Below are 15,366 nucleotides of genomic sequence, written 5' to 3'. Positions count from 1 at the left end.
CGGTACGCCGGGCGTTTTCAATGCCTCCCAGCGGGCGACGACCGGCGAGGGTCCCTGCCCGCACCATCAATGCATGACAATCACGATCGAAAAGCCGCAGACCCTCGCCGGACCCGTCAAGCTCACCAGGGAGCAGCTCAAGCAGGCGCAGCAGGAGACCCTCGACACTCCGCGGATGCGCTACAGCCTGCTGGCCAAGCTGATGTTCAAGCCCGTGGACATCCTGTACGGCAAGCAGGGATCGTTCACGAAGTTCGCCATGCTGGAGATCATCGCCCGCGTGCCGTACCAGGCCTGGGAGCGTATGGGGTACTGGGCGGTCCACCGCCATCGCAGCCGGTCCCACCTGGCCCGACGGGTCTTCGAGCGCATCGTCGAGGCCCGCGAGGACCAGGACAACGAGCAGTTCCACCTGCTGATCATGGAGGACCTGGTCGACCGCCAGGGGCTCAAGCGCAACTGGCTGCTGCACCGGGCGGCGCCCTGGGCGATCTCGTTCTTCTACTACCACGTCTCGTGGCTGCTGTTCCTGGTCCACCCGAAGTCGAGCTACCGGCTGAACGCCGAGTTCGAGGATCACGCCGAGCACGAGTACATGACCTTCGTGGCGGAGAACCCGGACCTGGAGTTCGTTCCCGACCCGGGCACCTACGCCGACGAGTACGGGCGCTACCGCTCGGTGGCCGACCTGATGCGCCAGATCGGCCACGACGAGCGGGTGCACAAGCTCGACAGCCTGGAGAAGATGGCTCAGCCGACCGTCACCGGGTCCTGAGCGGCGGGCTTCCTGCCCTTCAGCACGAAGGCGCCGTACACCGCCGCCGCGAGGCTGAGTGCGGCGGCGACCCAGGAGCCTGTCGACATGGCGGCGCCGAGCGCGGGCTCGGCCGCCGCCGGGAACCGGGTGAACGACAGGTCGATCGAGTCGGCCACCGCGGCCGGCACCTCGGCAGGCATGTTGGAGGCGAAGACCCCCGCCAGAACGCTGCCCAGCAGGGCGATGCTGATGGCCATGCCGACCTGCTGGAGCGTGTCGTTCATGGCCGAGCCGACACCGGCGTGCTCCAGCGGGATGGCGCCCATGATGGTGGCGTAGCCCGCGGGCCCCGCCAGACCGCCGCCGACGCCCATCACCAGCATCGAGGCGAGCACCGCGCCGTAGCCCTCCCCGAGGGCGAGGATCGCGAAGGCTCCGGAGATGATGACCAGGCCGGAGACCATGAGGGTCTTGTTGCTCAGCTTCTTGCCCAGCGTGGCGCCCAGGCCGTTGAAGACGGTCGCGGCGATCGCGTAGGGCAGGAAGGCCAGGCCGGCCTGCATGGGGCTGTAGCCCAGGACGTACTGCAGGTAGTAGGTGAGGATCAGCATGACGCCGCCCATGCCGAACGACATCAGCAGCAGGGTCGAGGCGGCACCGCTGAAGTCGCGGCTCTTGAAGACTCCCAGCGGCAGCATCGGCTCGTCGGAGCGGCGCTCCCACCAGATGAAGGCGCCGAGGGTGACGACGGCCAGGGCGATGACCGGGATGTTCCACTCCCGCTCGATGATCACGTAGACCGCCGAGGTGAGGCCGACGACGGAGAGCACCACGCCCACCGGGTCGATCCTGCGGTGCTCGTTGCCCTTGCTCTCGGGCATGAGCACGAACGCGGCGATGATCGCGATGATCGCGACGGGGATGTTGAGCAGGAAGACCGAGCCCCACCAGAAGTGCTCCAGCAGGAAGCCGCCGAGCGTGGGCCCGAGGATGACGCCCACCATGGAGACGGTCATCCACCCGGCCATGGCCTTGCGTCGTTCCTCCTCGTCGAAGACGGTCATCAAGATGGACAGGGTCGAGGGCATGAGGACCGCCGCGCCGACGCCCATGAGGGCGCGGGCGAGGATGAGCATCCACGGTTCCGTCGACATGACGGCCACGACGGACGCCAGGCCGAAGACGGTCAGCCCGATGACGAGCATGAGGCGCCTGCCGAACCGGTCGGACAGGCTGCCCGCGGTCAGGAGCAGGCCGGCCATCGCCAGCACGTAGGCGTCCAGGATCCACTGCACGTCGGACGTGGAGGCCCCCAGCTCCCTGCCCAGGGAGGGGATCGCCAGGTTCAGGACCGTGCCGTCGATCACGAGGACCAGCAGGGAGAGACACAGGACCGCCAGAATCCACCACCGGCGGGGGTCTCGTACAGTGTTCGATTCCACTCGCACACTGTACGACGAAACTCGCACACTGTGCGACTGCATTTATGCTGGGCCTTGTGACGAAGCAGTTCAGCTCCGTGTGGACCCGCGAAGAGCGGCCGCCCAAGGCGCCAGGGCTCAGCCGCGACCAGATCGTCAGGGCCGCCCTCGACCTCCTCGACGCCGAAGGCGTCGAAGGCCTGAGCATGCGCAAGCTCGGCGCCAGGCTCAACGCGGGCGCGACCAGCATCTACTGGCACGTGGCCAACAAGGACGAGCTCCTGGAGCTGTGTTACGACCGGGTCTGGGTCGACGTGGTGGTGCTCGACCCGGAGACCGCCCACTGGAGGCCGGCGTTGTCGACCTTCGCCCACAGCCTGCGCTCCACCATTCTGCGCCACCCGTGGCTGGCCAGGCTGCTGGGCCGCATCCCCGGCCTGGGGCCCAACCTGCTGAGCGTCAGCGACCGGATCATGCGCCTGATGCAGCGTGCCGGGTTCGAGGGCCTGGAGATCAGCTTCGCCACGGGCACGGTGATGGCCTACGTCATGGGCCAGACCATCCCGGAGGTGACGTGGCGCGAGACCATGGGCAAGCAGGAAATCCAGCCCGGCGACCTGATGAACATCCTCGAGAAGACCACCGCCGACGACTTCCCCGAACTGTTCGCCGCCTTCCGCGACACCAGGGACATGGATCCCCTGGAGACGCAGAGGATGTCGTTCAGCTACGGCCTCGAGTGCGTGCTCGACGGCCTTGAGGCTCGGGTGAACGCGTAGCAGGATCGGAGGCATGACCGACTTCCGCACCGCCCGTGATCTGCTCCTCGACTCCGACTACGCCACCGCGCGGCGCACGTTCCGATGGCCGGCGCTGGAGGAGTTCAACTGGGCGCTCGACTGGTTCGACCACCAGGAGGGCATGGCGCTGAAGTTCGTCGGCGGTCCGTCCTACGGCTTCGCCGAACTGGCCGCGCGTTCCAACCAGGTCGCCAACTGGCTGCACAACCAGGGCGTACGGCGGGGCGAGCGCATCCTGGTGATGCTCGGCAACCAGCCGGAGTTGTGGGAGGCGATGCTGGGGGCGATGAAGCTGGGCGCGGTCATCATCCCGGCCACCACCCTGCTGACCGCCAAGGACATCACCGAGCGCATCGAGCGCGGCGAGGTCAGGCACGTCATCGCCAACGCGGCCGACGCCGCCAAGTTCACCGGCGGGCCCTACACCAAGATCGGCGTCGGCGAGGCCTACGGCTGGCTGCCCTTCCACGAGGCCTACAGCGCCCCGGAGGAGTTCACCCCCGACGGCCCGACCCGCGCCGGCGACACGCTGCTGCTCTACTTCACCTCTGGTACGACCTCCCAGCCGAAGCTGGTCGAGCACACCCACGCCTCCTACCCGGTGGGCCACCTGTCCACGATGTACTGGATCGGGCTGCGCCCCGGCGACGTGCACCTCAACATCTCCTCGCCGGGCTGGGCCAAGCACGCCTGGAGCAACGTCTTCGCGCCGTGGAACGCGGGAGCGACCGTGCTGATCCACGACTACCAGCGGTTCTCGGCGGCCAGGCTGCTGGAGGTGCTGCGCGACGAGGCGGTCACGACCTTCTGCGCGCCGCCGACCGTGTGGCGCATGCTCATCCAGGAGGACCTGGCCGCGTGGAAGCTGCCGCTGCGCACGGCCGTGGCCGCGGGGGAGCCGCTCAATCCGGAGATCATCGACCAGGTCGCGAAGGCGTGGGGCATCACGATCCGCGACGGCTACGGGCAGACGGAGACGACCGCGCAGATCGGCAACGTGCCGGGGATGGCGGTCAAACCGGGCTCGATGGGGTTGCCGCTGCCGGGGTACGAGATCACCCTGCTGGATCCGGTAACGGGCGAGCCCGGTGACGACGGGGAGATCTGCCTGCCGTTGGGCGAGGGGCGCCCGCTAGGCCTCATGTCCGGATATGTCGGGCGGTCCATGGACGACCACGGCTACTACCACACCGGCGACGTGGCCACCCGCGACGCCGACGGCTACATCACCTACGTGGGCCGCACCGACGACGTCTTCAAGGCCTCCGACTACCGCATCTCCCCCTTCGAGCTGGAGAGCGTGCTCCTGGAGCACGAGGCGGTGGCCGAGGCGGCCGTGGTGCCCGCACCCGATCCGGTGCGCCTGGCCGTACCGAAGGCCTATGTGGTCCTGGCGCCCGGCTTCGAGCCCTCCGAGGCGACCGCCCGCGCCATCCTCGACTACTGCGGCGCCAACCTCGCCCCCTACAAGCGCATCCGCCGCCTGGAGTTCGCCGAGCTGCCCAAGACGATCTCCGGCAAGATCCGGCGGGTGGAGTTGCGCGAGCAGGAACCCGGCACTGAATACACTTTGTGATCTTGTGGCGACGTACAGCGACAGGATAGGCAACAAACTGTAAATGGATAATTAACCCTATTTACAGGCTGATCGGATAGGCTCGCTCCCGTGCTTCCCACCATCGCCGATGTCCTCGCCCTGGAGACCGTCCGCCGGGGCAATCCGCGCGTGGTGGCGGGCGCCGACCGGCTCGACACGCGGGTGCGGTGGGTGCACGTGGGCGAGATCGCCGACATCGCCCACCTCCTGCGCGGCGGCGAGCTGGTGCTGACCACCGGCGTCGCGCTTCCGGAGGATCCCGAGAAGCTGGCCGCCTACATCGCCGAGCTGGCCGGGGTCGGCGCGTCCGGGCTGGTGGTCGAGCTGGGCAGGCGCTTCGTGCGCGAGCTGCCCAGGCCCGTGGTCAAGGCGGCCGAGGACCACGGCCTGCCGCTGATCGTGCTGGCCCGCGAGACCCCGTTCGTGCAGATCACCGAATCGGTGCACTCGCGCATCATCGAGATCCAGCTGGAGGAGCTGCGCGCCTCCGAGCAGCTCCACGAGGTCTTCACCGAGCTGTCCGTCGAGGGCGCCTCCCCCACCGAGGTGCTGGCCCAGGTCGCCCGCCTGTCGGGCCGTCCCGTGGTGCTGGAGAACCTGGCCCACCAGGTGCTCGCCTGCGAGTCCGCCGGGCGCGACACCGGCGGACTGCTCGCCGGCTGGGAGTCGCGCAGCAGGGCCGTCGCCCCCGCCGGGCGCACCGCCTTCGACCCCTCCTCCGGCTGGCTCGTCACCGTGGTCGGCGCGCGCGGCCAGGACTGGGGCCGGCTCATCCTGGTCTTCGACGCTCCACCCACCCCGCGCGACCTCGTGCTCGCCGAGCGCGCCGCCACCACGCTGGCCCTGGGCCGCCTGCTGGAGCGGCACCAGGAGTCGCTCGAACGGCAGGCGCACGGCACGATCCTCACCGGCATCCTCACCCACGCCTACTCCGACCCCGACGAGGCCGCCGCCCGCGCCCGCGCCGTCGGCGTGCCGCTCACCGGGCGCAAGCTGATCAGCGTCGTGATCAGGCCCACCGAGCCGACCGAGCAGACCCCCAGCGTCCCCGGGCTGAAGACCTCACCCCTCGACGGCCAGGCCCAGCTCGGCGAGCTCGCCGAGGCCACCGCCGCCGCCTGCCGCGACGCCCGCCTGCCCGCCCTGGTGGGCGCGCTCGACCAGGACCGCGTCGGAGTGCTGCTGCCGCTTCCGCCGCGCACCAGTGCCGAGCCGGCGCTCACCGCCCTGGCCGACCGCCTGCGCATGCTGTGGCGTCCCGGCTCGGCGTTCGTGCTGGCCGCCGGCTCGGTCGTCGAGAGCATCCGCGACGTACGGCGCAGCTTCCTGGAGGCCGAGCAGGTGGCCGACGTCGCCGTGCGCCAGCCCGACGGCCGCGCCTACTACCGGCTGCCCGACCTGCGCCTGCGCGGGCTGCTGCACCTCCTGCGCGACGACGCCCGGCTGCAGACCTTCGCGGAACGGGAGCTGGGGCCGCTGCTGGCACACGATGCGCAACGCGGCGGCGACCTGACGCGGATCCTGCGCATCTACCTCGACGCCGGGCGCAACAAGGCGGTCGCGGCGCAGAAGGCCCATCTGTCGCGTCCCGCCTTCTACGACCGGTTGCGACGGCTGGAACGCATCCTCGACACCGACCTCGACGACGTCGAGTCGTGCCTGTCGTTGCACGTCGCCCTGCTGGCGCTTGAGTCGTTCCGCCGCGAGCCGCGCTGACCCGCCCCGCTCTCCCTGTCACCACATCCCGATCCGAGGACCATCATGCGCGCCTTCTCCGTCCGTGACGCCGTGCTCGAAGCCGACGAGCTCGACCCCGCCCAGATCGTCTCCGGCACCCCCGCCGTCTCGGTGCTGGAGCTCGGCGAGGGACGCGGCATCTGGGAGATCACGCCGGGCGTGGTCACCGACGTCGAGCACGACGAGATCTTCGTGGTCCTGTCCGGCAGGGCCACGATCGAAGTGGAGGGCGGCCCGGCGATCGAGGTGGGCCCCGGCGACGTCTGCCTGCTCGACGCCGGAGCCAGGACCACCTGGACGGTGCACGAGACGCTCCGCAAGGTCTACCAGGCGCACTAGCGGCGGCCCTAGAGGGGCCCGAGTTCCTCCACGGCGGCGCAGGTCTCCATGATCCGGTCACCGTCGTTCCCCAGCGCCACCGCCAGGCGCCCCACCAGATCGCGGAAACGCTCCGCGTCGTCGCCCAGTGCCGCGAGCACGTGCTGCTCCACCCGCGCCAGCCGGTCCTGGAGCCGCGCCCAGACCTCGCGGCCGTGGGCGGTGGCCACCACGCGGCGGTTGCGCCGGTCGGACGGGTCGGGCTGCCGTTCGACCAGGTCGAGCCCGACCAGGTCGTCGACGAGGTAGGTCATCACCGTGCGGTCGATGCCGAGCTGTCTGGCGATGGCGCCCTGGTTGGCGGGCGTCTCCTGCATTGCCGCGGCGAGGATCTGGAAGCCGCGCGGCCCCCCGGGCAGGCCGCTGATGACGGCGTCGGCGGCCTTCACGTACGTGCGGAAGACGGTGCCGAGTGCCCAGCCGAGGTCGGCGTCGAGCCCGGTGTCCGTGGTCATGGCGCCATTCTACCTAGCTTGATTCGTCAATCTTCTGCCTGATATATCATCTTAAAGACAGACGATTGGAGCGTCATGCCGACCTATGGCCACGAATTGAAGTTCGGCGTCTTCCTGACCCCCACCCCCGACCGGGTGCTGCCTCTGGCGCAGCTCGCCGACGGCGAGGGCCTGGACCTGGTGACCGTGCAGGACCACCCGTACCATCCCGCCTTCCTCGACGCCTGGACCCTGGCCGCCGTCATCGCCGCGCGGACCGAGCGCGTACACGTCAGCCTCAACGTGGCCAACCTGCCGTTGCGCCCGCCTGCGGTGCTGGCCAAGAGTGTCGCCACCCTCGATCTGCTCACCGGCGGCCGGGCCGAACTGGGGCTCGGGGCGGGCGCGATGCCCGACGGGGTGGCCATGCTGGGCGGCCCGCGGCGCTCGCCCGGTGAGGCGGTGGCGGCGCTGGAGGAGGCCATCGAGCTGATCCGCGCGTTGTGGACGCCCGGACAGCCCGTCACGTTCGAGGGCGAGCACTACCGGCTGGAGGGCGCACCGCCCGGCCCGATCCCGCCGCACCGGCCGCGGATCTGGGTCGGAGCGCTCAAGCCGCGCATGCTCCGGCTCGTCGGGCGGCTGGGCGACGGCTGGTGGCCGAGCGAGTCGTATGTCCCGCCCGAGCGGCTGGCCGAGGCCAACAAGATCATCGATGAGGCCGCGCTGGAGGCGGGACGCTCGCCGCAGGACGTGCGCAGGCTCTACAACGTGGGCCGCCACCAGGGCTCCGCGGCGGAGTGGGCCGAGCGGCTGGCCGGGCTGAACCTCACCTACGGCATGGGCACGTTCGTGCTGGCCGACGACGACCCGCGCACGATCCAGCTGTTCGCGGCCGAGGTCGCGCCTGCCGTACGGGAGCTGATCGAGAGCGAGCAGGACGCTCCCGCCGGGGAGCCGGAGGCGCCGGCCGCGCACGAGTCCGCGACCATCGCCACCCCCGCCCCCGGCGTACGGCTCAGCGGCGAGCGCGCTTGGGACGAATCCACCCGGCCCACCGCCCCCGTGCCCGCGGGGGCACGTCCGCTCACCCACCAGGAGCAGGCGGCCGGGCAGCACCTGGTCGACGTCCACGACCACCTGCGCTCCGAGCTGGAGCAGGTCAGAGACCTGATCGAGCAGGTCGTCGCCAGCCGCCTGAGCGCGGGCCAGGCCCGCGCGGCGATCAACCGCATGACAATGCGCCAGAACGACTGGACCCTCGGCGCCTACTGCTCGGCCTACTGCCGGGTCGTGACCACCCATCACACGCTGGAGGACCAATCGCTCTTCCCCCGGCTACGGCGGGCGGACCCAGGCCTCACCCCGGTCCTGACCAGGCTCGAAGAGGAGCACCACGTCATCCACGGCATCCTGGAGCGCGTCGACCAGGCACTGGTCGCCACAGTGGAGTCCCCCGACGGTCTCGACCTGCTGCGCGCGGAGGTCGACCTGCTCACCGACGCGCTGCTGTCGCACCTGTCGTACGAGGAGCGCGAACTGGTCGAGCCGCTGTCGCGCGTCGGCTTCTAGGCCAGCAGCCTGGCCAGGTCGAGCCGGTGGTTGACGCCGAGCTTGGAATAGATACGGCACAGATGGTTGCCGACCGTGCGCGGCGAGACGGTGAGCAGGTCGGCGATCTCACGGTTGGTCAGGTTCCACGACGCCAGTCGGGCTATCTCCTTCTCCCGGCCGCTCAGCTCGGAGATCTGCTGATCGCCGGAGGAGAAAGGGATGACCCTGGCCAGGTGGCCGCGGGTACGCACGGGGCCGGTCCAGGTACGGATCACCTGGGCGTAGAGCGGGTGCGCCAGCTGGACCCGCAGGGGCTGGTCGCCCACCGAGATGAGGCCGCGGCGCTCCATGCGCTCGACGGCGTCGGTGCCGGCCAGTTCGATGAGCGTGGCCAGCTCCAGCGGCTCGCCGAAGGCGACGTACTCCAGCACCGACCGTTCCTGCTCGTCGACCTCGCCGATCGCGGCCTCCACCAGCAGCCGCAGCCGCTCGGTGAGGACGATCTCGCCGGGCCAGCGCCACAACCCGCCGCTGTAGGCGAACGGCCCCGAGGTGACCAGCTCGACCAGGAACCGTACGTTGCCGCGGGTGGCGTGCCACAACCTGCGCGAGGTCAGTCCCTCGACCTGGCCGCCGAGCGCCAGTGACAGCAGCCTCGCGCTGTCGGACGCCGACAGCGGGCCGAGGTCGAGCCTGGCCAGCCGCCCTTCCTTCCACAACTCCACCAGTTGCCCGGGCAGTGCCGCCCCGCTCACGGCGGCGACGGCCAGCCGTACGCCGTGGTGCTCCGCCAGGTGCCTGACCAGCGCCGCCGAGTGCGGATCGAGCAGGTGCGCGTCGTCGACGACCAGCGCCTCGACCTCGATCTGCCCGGCCGCCCAGCGCACCGGGTTGAGCCCTTGCGGTTCGCCCGACAGCAGATGCGCGAACGCCCCGAAGGCGATCTCCGGCCCCGCGCCCGACACGCGCACGACGCCCAGCCCGCGCACCGTCTCCGCCAGCAGCCTGCTCTTGCCCGCCCCCGGCTCACCGACGACGAGGATCCCTGTCCGGTCGCGGAGCGCGTCCCTGATCGCGGTGCGCTCCGCCGTCCTTCCCACGAAGGCGACCATCTCCCCCACCTCCCAGACAATGACGTTAGGGACGCGAGGCCGCCGGGGGATCCGAGGTAACCCTGAACCTGACCGCGGACCGCTCAGTGACACGACGGTCCGCGGGAGGGGGTACGGCTACAGCGGCGACTTGTAAATGATCTTCCAGGTGCCCGAGTAGCGGCACGAAGCCGACGGCTCCGCGGCCTTGCCCTCGGAGCAGACCTTGAGTTCTGCCTGGTAGACGTCCTTGTAGACGAGCGTGAACTTCCGGGCCGTGCCGTACGAGCAGTCGCGGATGTTCTTCTCCTTGATGACGAACTGGTTGCCCTTGCGGATGGCGAACTGCCACATCACCCAGGCGCAGGTGCCGGGCGAGCGGGCGTAGTCGGTGAGCTTGCCCTTGACGGTCAGGGTGTCGGCGGTGGGCAGGACGTCGTGGTCCTCGCCGACGGCGATGTAGGTGCCGTGCACCTTCGCCTTGCCACCGGGGGTCTGGTACGGGCCCCACTTGACGGAGGGCACGGCGCTCGCGGGCTGCGCGGCGAGGAGGACGGCGGCGACGGCGGGGGCCAGGAGGGCCAGCAGGGTTCTCATGGCTAGAAGTGTCCGGGTGATGCTTGAAGAACACCTGAGTATGCCTATACCTAGCCCTTGCAGCCGAATGTCATGCCTCACGGCCCGAACGCGTAGCCCATCGCCTGCCGTACCTCGTCGAGCGTGCGCACGGCCACCTCGCGGGCCCGCGCGTTGCCGGCGCGCAGCACGTCGTGCACGTCCGCCTCCGCCAGCGAGCGGCGTTTGTCCCTGATGGGGCGGAAGAACTCGTTGACCGCCTCGATGACCAGCCGCTTGAGCGCCGACGCACCCCCGTCGCCGATCTCCTCCGCGATCGCCTCGGGCGCGCGGCCGGTGCACAGGCCCGCGATGGTCAGCAGGTTGGCCACCTCGGGCCGCCGCTCCGGCTCGAAGGTGATGTGCCGCTCGGCGTCGGTCACCGCCCGCCTGATCAGCGCCGCGGTCTCGTCGTCGGAGGCCTTCAGGGCGATGGCGTTGCCGCGCGACTTGCTCATCTTGCCGCCGTCGAGCCCCTTGAGCAGCGGCGTCTGGCTGAGCAGCGCGTCGGGGACGGGAAAGACCGGCGCGTAGCGCTCGTTGAAGCGCCGCGCGATCACCCGGGTCACCTCGATGTGCGGCAACTGGTCCTTGCCGACCGGCACCAGGTCGCCCTTACAGAACAGGATGTCGGCCGCCTGGTGCACCGGATAGGTGAACATCAGCCCGCTGACCGCCGCCTGGGAGCTGTGCGCGATCTCGTCCTTGACCGTGGGGTTGCGCTGCAGCTCCGAGACGGTCACCAGGCTCAGGAACGGCAGCAGCAGCTGGTTCAGCTCGGGGACGGCGCTGTGCTGGAAGATCGTCGTGTTCGACAGGCCGATGGCCAGGTAGTCGAGGACCACGTCGACGGTGTTGCGCCTGATCTCGCCCGGCAGGTCGCGGTCGGTGATCACCTGGTAGTCGGCGACGAGCACGTAGACGTCGTGTTCGTCCTGCAGCCTGATCCGGTTGGCCAGCGAACCGAAGTAGTGGCCGATGTGCAGCGGTCCGGTGGGCCGGTCGCCGGTCAGCACGGTGTGTCTCATCTGGGTCTCCATCGACGAGGTCCCCAGGAAGGCCGTCCCCGGGGACGGCCTTTGCGCAGCATGCGAAAGTCAGGGGCCGTCGGGCGGCCGCCACCACATGCTGACTCGAGTCATGGATCCATTGTGTCCCAATCCTGTAACCACTCCAACCGGGTTTGCGTGTTCTGCCGCGCCGTCCATGATCACCTCGCCAGGATGGTTCGGTCCCGTTAGGTCCCCTCTGGAGTGTTCATGTCACGACGCACCCTCGTCGTCGGTCTCGCCACGGCCACCTGTCTCACCGTTTCGGCGGCGACGGCCCATGCCGCCGATCTGCCCAGCTCGGAGTTTCCCCTGGGCGGCCCCACGGCCAAGTCCGTGTCCAGCCTGGGGCAGGGCGTGGAGTTGTTCACCCTGAAGGCCGGCAAGGCCACCGACGGCTACACGGTCACCATCCTGATGCCGAACGGCCGTGATCACGGCACCCTCCAGGACGCCGAGCTGAAAGCGGGCGAGGTGGAGGCCGCGGGCGAGACCCCGAGCGTCCAGCCGATGGTCAAGCCGCAGGTCTCCGACGGCCCCGCCAAGGAGTACTTCACCGTCCGCGTGGGCCTGTGGTCGCTGAAGGACAAGGACGAAGCGGCCAAGACGGTCAAGGCGCTGAAGGACGCCGGGATCAAGTCGAAGGTCGACTTCCTCGGCGACGACGGCGTGCAGACCACCGGACCGTGGAACATGAAGGTCCTCATGATCGACGGCCGGCGTTTCCGCGGCTCGTACGCCGCGAGCCTCGGCACCAGCGTCGCCAAGCGCGAGACCACCTCGTCGATGGCCAAGGCGGCGGGCGCGCTGGCCGCCGTCAACGGCGGCTTCTTCAACATCCACACCCTCTCCGCCCTGCGCGGCGAGCCGGTCGGCGTCTCGGTGGTCGGCGGCAGGCTGCTCAGCGAAGCCGTGCCCGGCCGTTCCGCCCTGGTCCTCAAGGGCCGTACGGCACGCGTCACCGAGATCAAGACCACCGTGGCGGCCATCGCCCAGGACAGCGCCCGGGTCGACGTCCAGGGCGTCAACCGCAACGCCGGCGCCGACGAGATGGTGCTCTACACCGAGGAATGGGGCGCCAAGACCCCCGCCAACGGCGGAGCCGACGCGGTGATCGACGCCTCCGGCAAGATCGTGGGGCTGCGCACCTCCGGAGCGGCGATCCCGGCCGGTCACCGGGTGCTGCACGCCTCGGGCGTCGCCTCCGACTGGCTCTACCAGCACGCCTGGGAGGGCTGGACGATGACCTTCGACACCAAGGTCATCGACCTGCGCACCGGCTCGGCCATCGCACTCGCCCCCGACGTGCACGTCATCGGCGGCGGCGTGGGCCTGGTCCGCAACGGCCGGGTCCGGGTGTCGGCCAAGCGCGACGGCCACGACTCGGTCAACATGGTGCTGCGCCGTCACCCCCGCACGATGGTCGGCGTGACCCGCGGCGGCGGCCTCATCGTGGCCACCGTCGACGGCCGCAAGCCCGGCGTGACGGTCGGGGCCAACATGATCGAGGCCGCCCAGCTGATGCGCTGGATGGGCGCCGTCCAGGCGATCAACCTGGACGGCGGCGGCTCCAGCGCGATGGTGGTCGGCAAGAAGGTCGTCAACAAGCCGTCCGACGGCCGCGAGCGGGCCGTGGGCGACGCGTTGCTCATCCTGCCGTGACCACGGACGCGAGCGGGCCGGGGGCGACGCGTTGCTCATCCTGCCGTGAGCGCGGCGATGTAGCCGCGCACGTGCAGGTGCTGGGGGTGCATTCAGCAGGGCGGGCTTGTAGCGTTTGTCGGCCGCCTACAGCCTGGCCCTGACGACGAGGGAGAGCCGGCGGACGGCCGGATCGGTCCTGGCCGCCACCACCGTCCCGGTCGCGGGCGCGGCGTCGCCCCCGCGGGAGGCGGAGGCGACGCCCTCACCACCGTGAGCCCCACCATGACCACTGCGGTCAGCGATCTACGCATGGGTGGAGCTTGCGGTGATGTCTGCGGTGGGCTCACAGGCCCCTTGCATCATTAACGGCTCTTGTCGCGTCCTGCGGCGATCGCCTGCTTCGCCTGCTTGATGAAGCTCCGCACGTACAGGTGCTGCGGGTGCATGCGCAGCACCTTGACGAACTTCGGCAGCGCCGCCTTGTAGCGGTCGGCGAAGAAGTCGTCGAGCGCCGAGTAGTAGACCGCCGAGGTCCGCGACGTCACCGGGGTGACACCGGCCAGCTTGAGCTGCTGCTTGATCAGGTCCACGGGCAGCACCAGCGTCGAGTTCTCCGTCTGCCCGCCGATCCGGTCGCTGATCAGCACCGCGATCGCGATGCCGATGACCTTGCCGTCCTTGTTGAAGACCGGGCCGCCCGAGTTCCCGCCGTAGACCGGGACCTGCGTCTGGATGTACGGCACGCCCCTGATCGAGGTGCGCATCGCGTTGAACGCGCCCTGCGTCAGCGTCGGGTGATCCTTCGACTTGCGGCTCAGGTAAGGGCTCATGTCGACGGTGCCCGGGTAGCCGTTGATGTAGAGCGTGTCGCCCACGCGCACGTCCCCGTCACGGCCGAGCGGCACGGTCGGCAGGTTCCGCATGTTGCTCGCCTTGAGCAGCGCCCAGTCGAGCCCCGGCCAGTCCTCGCCCTTCCTCAGCAGCGTCAGCCGCGGCGCCTTGCCCTCGACGTAGGCGTCCACCGAGCCGAGGTAGACGGCGCTGCGCGGGTTCTTCAGCTTGAGGTGCTTGACGTTGAAGGTGGCGAACAACGTCTGGGCGAGCTTCGTCAGGCCCTCGTCGATCACCACGCTCTTCCGCATCGGCTGCAGGAAGGCCTTGGCGTCGTCAGCGGTCAGCTTCGGCAGGAACATCTCGGCGAAGTTCTGCTGGAAGCTCGCCTTGCTCCAGCCCACGCAGTGCGAGCCGGTAACCATATGACCCTGCGGCGTCACCCACCAGCCCGTGCAGATGCCGGGAATCTCCCCCGGCGCGACCCTGGCCGCCTTGCCAGGCACGAAGTACTTGCCGACATCCCCGCCCGCCGTCTTGAGCACCCACTTGAGGCGGCTCTGATTGTCGGACGGAATCCGGCCGGCCTTCGCATGGGCTTCCGCCTTCTTGAACAACTGGTAGTACGCCTTCGTCGCCTTCGGCGGCGGGATGCTCATCGTGGCGCGGTACACCGTGGTGATCTGCCGCACCGACGGATCTGTCCTCGCCGCCAGCCTGGTACCTATCGACACCTCAGGCGATGTTCGTGACGCCTGTTGGGTGGTGGTGGCCCGCTCCAGGGTCATGGGCTCCTGGGCCATGGCCTGGTGGGCAGGCGCGACACTCAGTCCGGCCAGGCTCAAGCTCACCAGGGCCACACCATTGCGCAGTGATCGCCGCATCTTCGTGCTCCTCGTCTCTCCGTTGGAGCGAGGGTGCGCTTCGGCGATGTCAGGCGGCTGGCAGGAGTTTGCCGCTCGGTTGCAGGCTGGTTTCAGCCCGCCTGTTCGATCATGGAATGCTTGGGTTTGGGGGTGCCGAAACGCGCCAGGAGGCCCGTACCGAACACTTCGTTGTCGTGAAACCCCGAAGGCCCGCGCCGGGCGGGCCTTCGGGGTTGCCGTGAAACGCAGAAAGGCCCGCACCGAGTCACCCCGGGTGGGCCTTTCTGAACCAAAATTTGTGCGGCGGCGACCTACTCTCCCACACCCTGGCGAGTGCAGTACCATCGGCGCAGAGAAGCTTAACTTCCGGGTTCGGAATGTAACCGGGTGTTTCCTTCCCGCCATAACCACCGCAACCCCTCGAAACAGCCGCTTGCTGTCTCAGAATTGCGTAGTGGACGCGAGCATTACACACGCAGAACGTGTTAGCTTTGTGATCAAGTCCTCGGCCTATTAGTACCGGTCAGCTCCACACATTACTGTGCTTCCACCTCCGGCCTATCAACCCAGTCGTCTACTGGGAGCCTTACCC

13 protein-coding genes and 2 rRNA genes are annotated in these 15,366 nt (G+C 69.4%); 7 read left to right on the top strand and 8 right to left on the bottom strand.

Annotated features, from left to right (window positions below):
- Positions 1–73 precede the first annotated feature (73 nt).
- Positions 74–775: an alternative oxidase gene (locus tag HNR30_RS00075; protein ID WP_181606915.1), complete on the top strand. Its 702-nt coding sequence runs from the start codon at positions 74–76 to the stop codon at positions 773–775.
- On the opposite strand, the gene HNR30_RS00070 is transcribed toward HNR30_RS00075, so the two are convergent.
- On the bottom strand, positions 751–2,199 hold the full coding sequence (locus tag HNR30_RS00070; protein ID WP_312894158.1) for an MFS transporter: 1,449 nt from the start codon (positions 2,197–2,199) through the stop codon (positions 751–753). The two genes, HNR30_RS00075 and HNR30_RS00070, sit on opposite strands and share 25 nt — an antisense overlap.
- A 56-nt stretch (positions 2,200–2,255) precedes the next feature.
- Here HNR30_RS00070 and HNR30_RS00065 point away from each other — a divergent pair, with 56 nt between their 5' ends.
- The 4 genes from HNR30_RS00065 to HNR30_RS00050 all read left to right on the top strand — a co-directional run bounded on the left by HNR30_RS00065 (position 2,256) and on the right by HNR30_RS00050 (position 6,651).
- Complete coding sequence (locus HNR30_RS00065) at positions 2,256–2,957, top strand: TetR/AcrR family transcriptional regulator (protein ID WP_181606911.1); 702 nt, start codon at positions 2,256–2,258, stop codon at positions 2,955–2,957.
- Positions 2,958–2,970: 13 nt separating this feature from the next.
- A complete protein-coding gene (locus HNR30_RS00060) occupies positions 2,971–4,554 on the top strand; it encodes an AMP-binding protein (protein ID WP_181606909.1) in 1,584 nt (527 codons plus the stop codon).
- A gap of 90 nt (positions 4,555–4,644) precedes the next feature.
- Positions 4,645–6,291, top strand: a complete 1,647-nt coding sequence (locus HNR30_RS00055) for a PucR family transcriptional regulator (protein WP_181606906.1) — start codon at positions 4,645–4,647, stop codon at positions 6,289–6,291.
- A gap of 45 nt (positions 6,292–6,336) precedes the next feature.
- On the top strand, positions 6,337–6,651 hold the full coding sequence (locus HNR30_RS00050) for a cupin domain-containing protein (protein ID WP_181606897.1): 315 nt from the start codon (positions 6,337–6,339) through the stop codon (positions 6,649–6,651).
- Between the two features lie 8 nt (positions 6,652–6,659).
- Here the strand turns inward: HNR30_RS00050 and HNR30_RS00045 are convergent, their stop codons facing one another.
- The gene (locus HNR30_RS00045) at positions 6,660–7,145 is read right to left on the bottom strand and encodes a MarR family winged helix-turn-helix transcriptional regulator (protein ID WP_181606892.1); all 486 of its coding nucleotides are present in this window, start codon (positions 7,143–7,145) and stop codon (positions 6,660–6,662) included.
- Between the two features lie 75 nt (positions 7,146–7,220).
- Here HNR30_RS00045 and HNR30_RS00040 point away from each other — a divergent pair, with 75 nt between their 5' ends.
- A complete protein-coding gene (locus HNR30_RS00040) occupies positions 7,221–8,696 on the top strand; it encodes an LLM class flavin-dependent oxidoreductase (protein ID WP_181606889.1) in 1,476 nt (491 codons plus the stop codon).
- Here HNR30_RS00040 and HNR30_RS00035 read toward each other — a convergent pair.
- The 3 genes from HNR30_RS00035 to trpS form a co-directional block, all read right to left on the bottom strand.
- Positions 8,693–9,790 carry a helix-turn-helix transcriptional regulator gene (locus HNR30_RS00035; RefSeq protein ID WP_181606886.1) on the bottom strand — a complete coding sequence of 366 codons (1,098 nt, stop codon included), beginning with the start codon at positions 9,788–9,790 and terminating at the stop codon, positions 8,693–8,695. The two genes, HNR30_RS00040 and HNR30_RS00035, sit on opposite strands and share 4 nt — an antisense overlap.
- A gap of 117 nt (positions 9,791–9,907) precedes the next feature.
- Positions 9,908–10,366 (bottom strand): hypothetical protein, encoded by a 459-nt coding sequence (locus HNR30_RS00030; RefSeq protein WP_181606883.1) that lies wholly within the window; start codon positions 10,364–10,366, stop codon positions 9,908–9,910.
- Between the two features lie 77 nt (positions 10,367–10,443).
- Entirely contained in the window at positions 10,444–11,412 is a 969-nt protein-coding gene (trpS, locus tag HNR30_RS00025; protein WP_181606878.1) for a tryptophan--tRNA ligase, read from the bottom strand.
- Positions 11,413–11,643: 231 nt separating this feature from the next.
- Between trpS and HNR30_RS00020 the strand changes: the two genes are divergently transcribed.
- Entirely contained in the window at positions 11,644–13,095 is a 1,452-nt protein-coding gene (locus HNR30_RS00020; protein ID WP_181606868.1) for a phosphodiester glycosidase family protein, read from the top strand.
- Positions 13,096–13,439: 344 nt separating this feature from the next.
- Here the strand turns inward: HNR30_RS00020 and HNR30_RS00015 are convergent, their stop codons facing one another.
- From HNR30_RS00015 to HNR30_RS00005, 3 genes are all read right to left on the bottom strand, one after another.
- Positions 13,440–14,792, bottom strand: coding sequence for a S1 family peptidase (locus HNR30_RS00015; protein WP_181606862.1), 1,353 nt, complete (start codon positions 14,790–14,792; stop codon positions 13,440–13,442).
- A 280-nt stretch (positions 14,793–15,072) separates the two neighbouring features.
- Positions 15,073–15,189, bottom strand: a 5S ribosomal RNA gene (rrf, locus tag HNR30_RS00010).
- A 78-nt stretch (positions 15,190–15,267) separates the two neighbouring features.
- Positions 15,268–15,366: ribosomal RNA gene (locus HNR30_RS00005) — 23S ribosomal RNA — on the bottom strand; the annotation flags it as partial.

This window comes from Nonomuraea soli (assembly GCF_013761175.1).
GTDB lineage: Bacteria > Actinomycetota > Actinomycetes > Streptosporangiales > Streptosporangiaceae > Nonomuraea > Nonomuraea soli.
Note: the sequence above shows the minus strand (reverse complement) of the source record. Positions and strands in the feature narration are given on the sequence as shown.

Coding starts and splice junctions, on each gene's coding strand:
- HNR30_RS00075 (WP_181606915.1), top strand. CDS start 74: ATGACAATCACGATCGAAAAGCCGCAGACCCTCGCCGGACCCGTCAAG.
- HNR30_RS00060 (WP_181606909.1), top strand. CDS start 2,971: ATGACCGACTTCCGCACCGCCCGTGATCTGCTCCTCGACTCCGACTAC.
- HNR30_RS00050 (WP_181606897.1), top strand. CDS start 6,337: ATGCGCGCCTTCTCCGTCCGTGACGCCGTGCTCGAAGCCGACGAGCTC.
- HNR30_RS00045 (WP_181606892.1), bottom strand. CDS start 7,145: ATGACCACGGACACCGGGCTCGACGCCGACCTCGGCTGGGCACTCGGC.
- HNR30_RS00040 (WP_181606889.1), top strand. CDS start 7,221: ATGCCGACCTATGGCCACGAATTGAAGTTCGGCGTCTTCCTGACCCCC.
- HNR30_RS00035 (WP_181606886.1), bottom strand. CDS start 9,790: ATGGTCGCCTTCGTGGGAAGGACGGCGGAGCGCACCGCGATCAGGGAC.
- HNR30_RS00030 (WP_181606883.1), bottom strand. CDS start 10,366: ATGAGAACCCTGCTGGCCCTCCTGGCCCCCGCCGTCGCCGCCGTCCTC.
- trpS (WP_181606878.1), bottom strand. CDS start 11,412: ATGAGACACACCGTGCTGACCGGCGACCGGCCCACCGGACCGCTGCAC.
- HNR30_RS00020 (WP_181606868.1), top strand. CDS start 11,644: ATGTCACGACGCACCCTCGTCGTCGGTCTCGCCACGGCCACCTGTCTC.
- HNR30_RS00015 (WP_181606862.1), bottom strand. CDS start 14,792: ATGCGGCGATCACTGCGCAATGGTGTGGCCCTGGTGAGCTTGAGCCTG.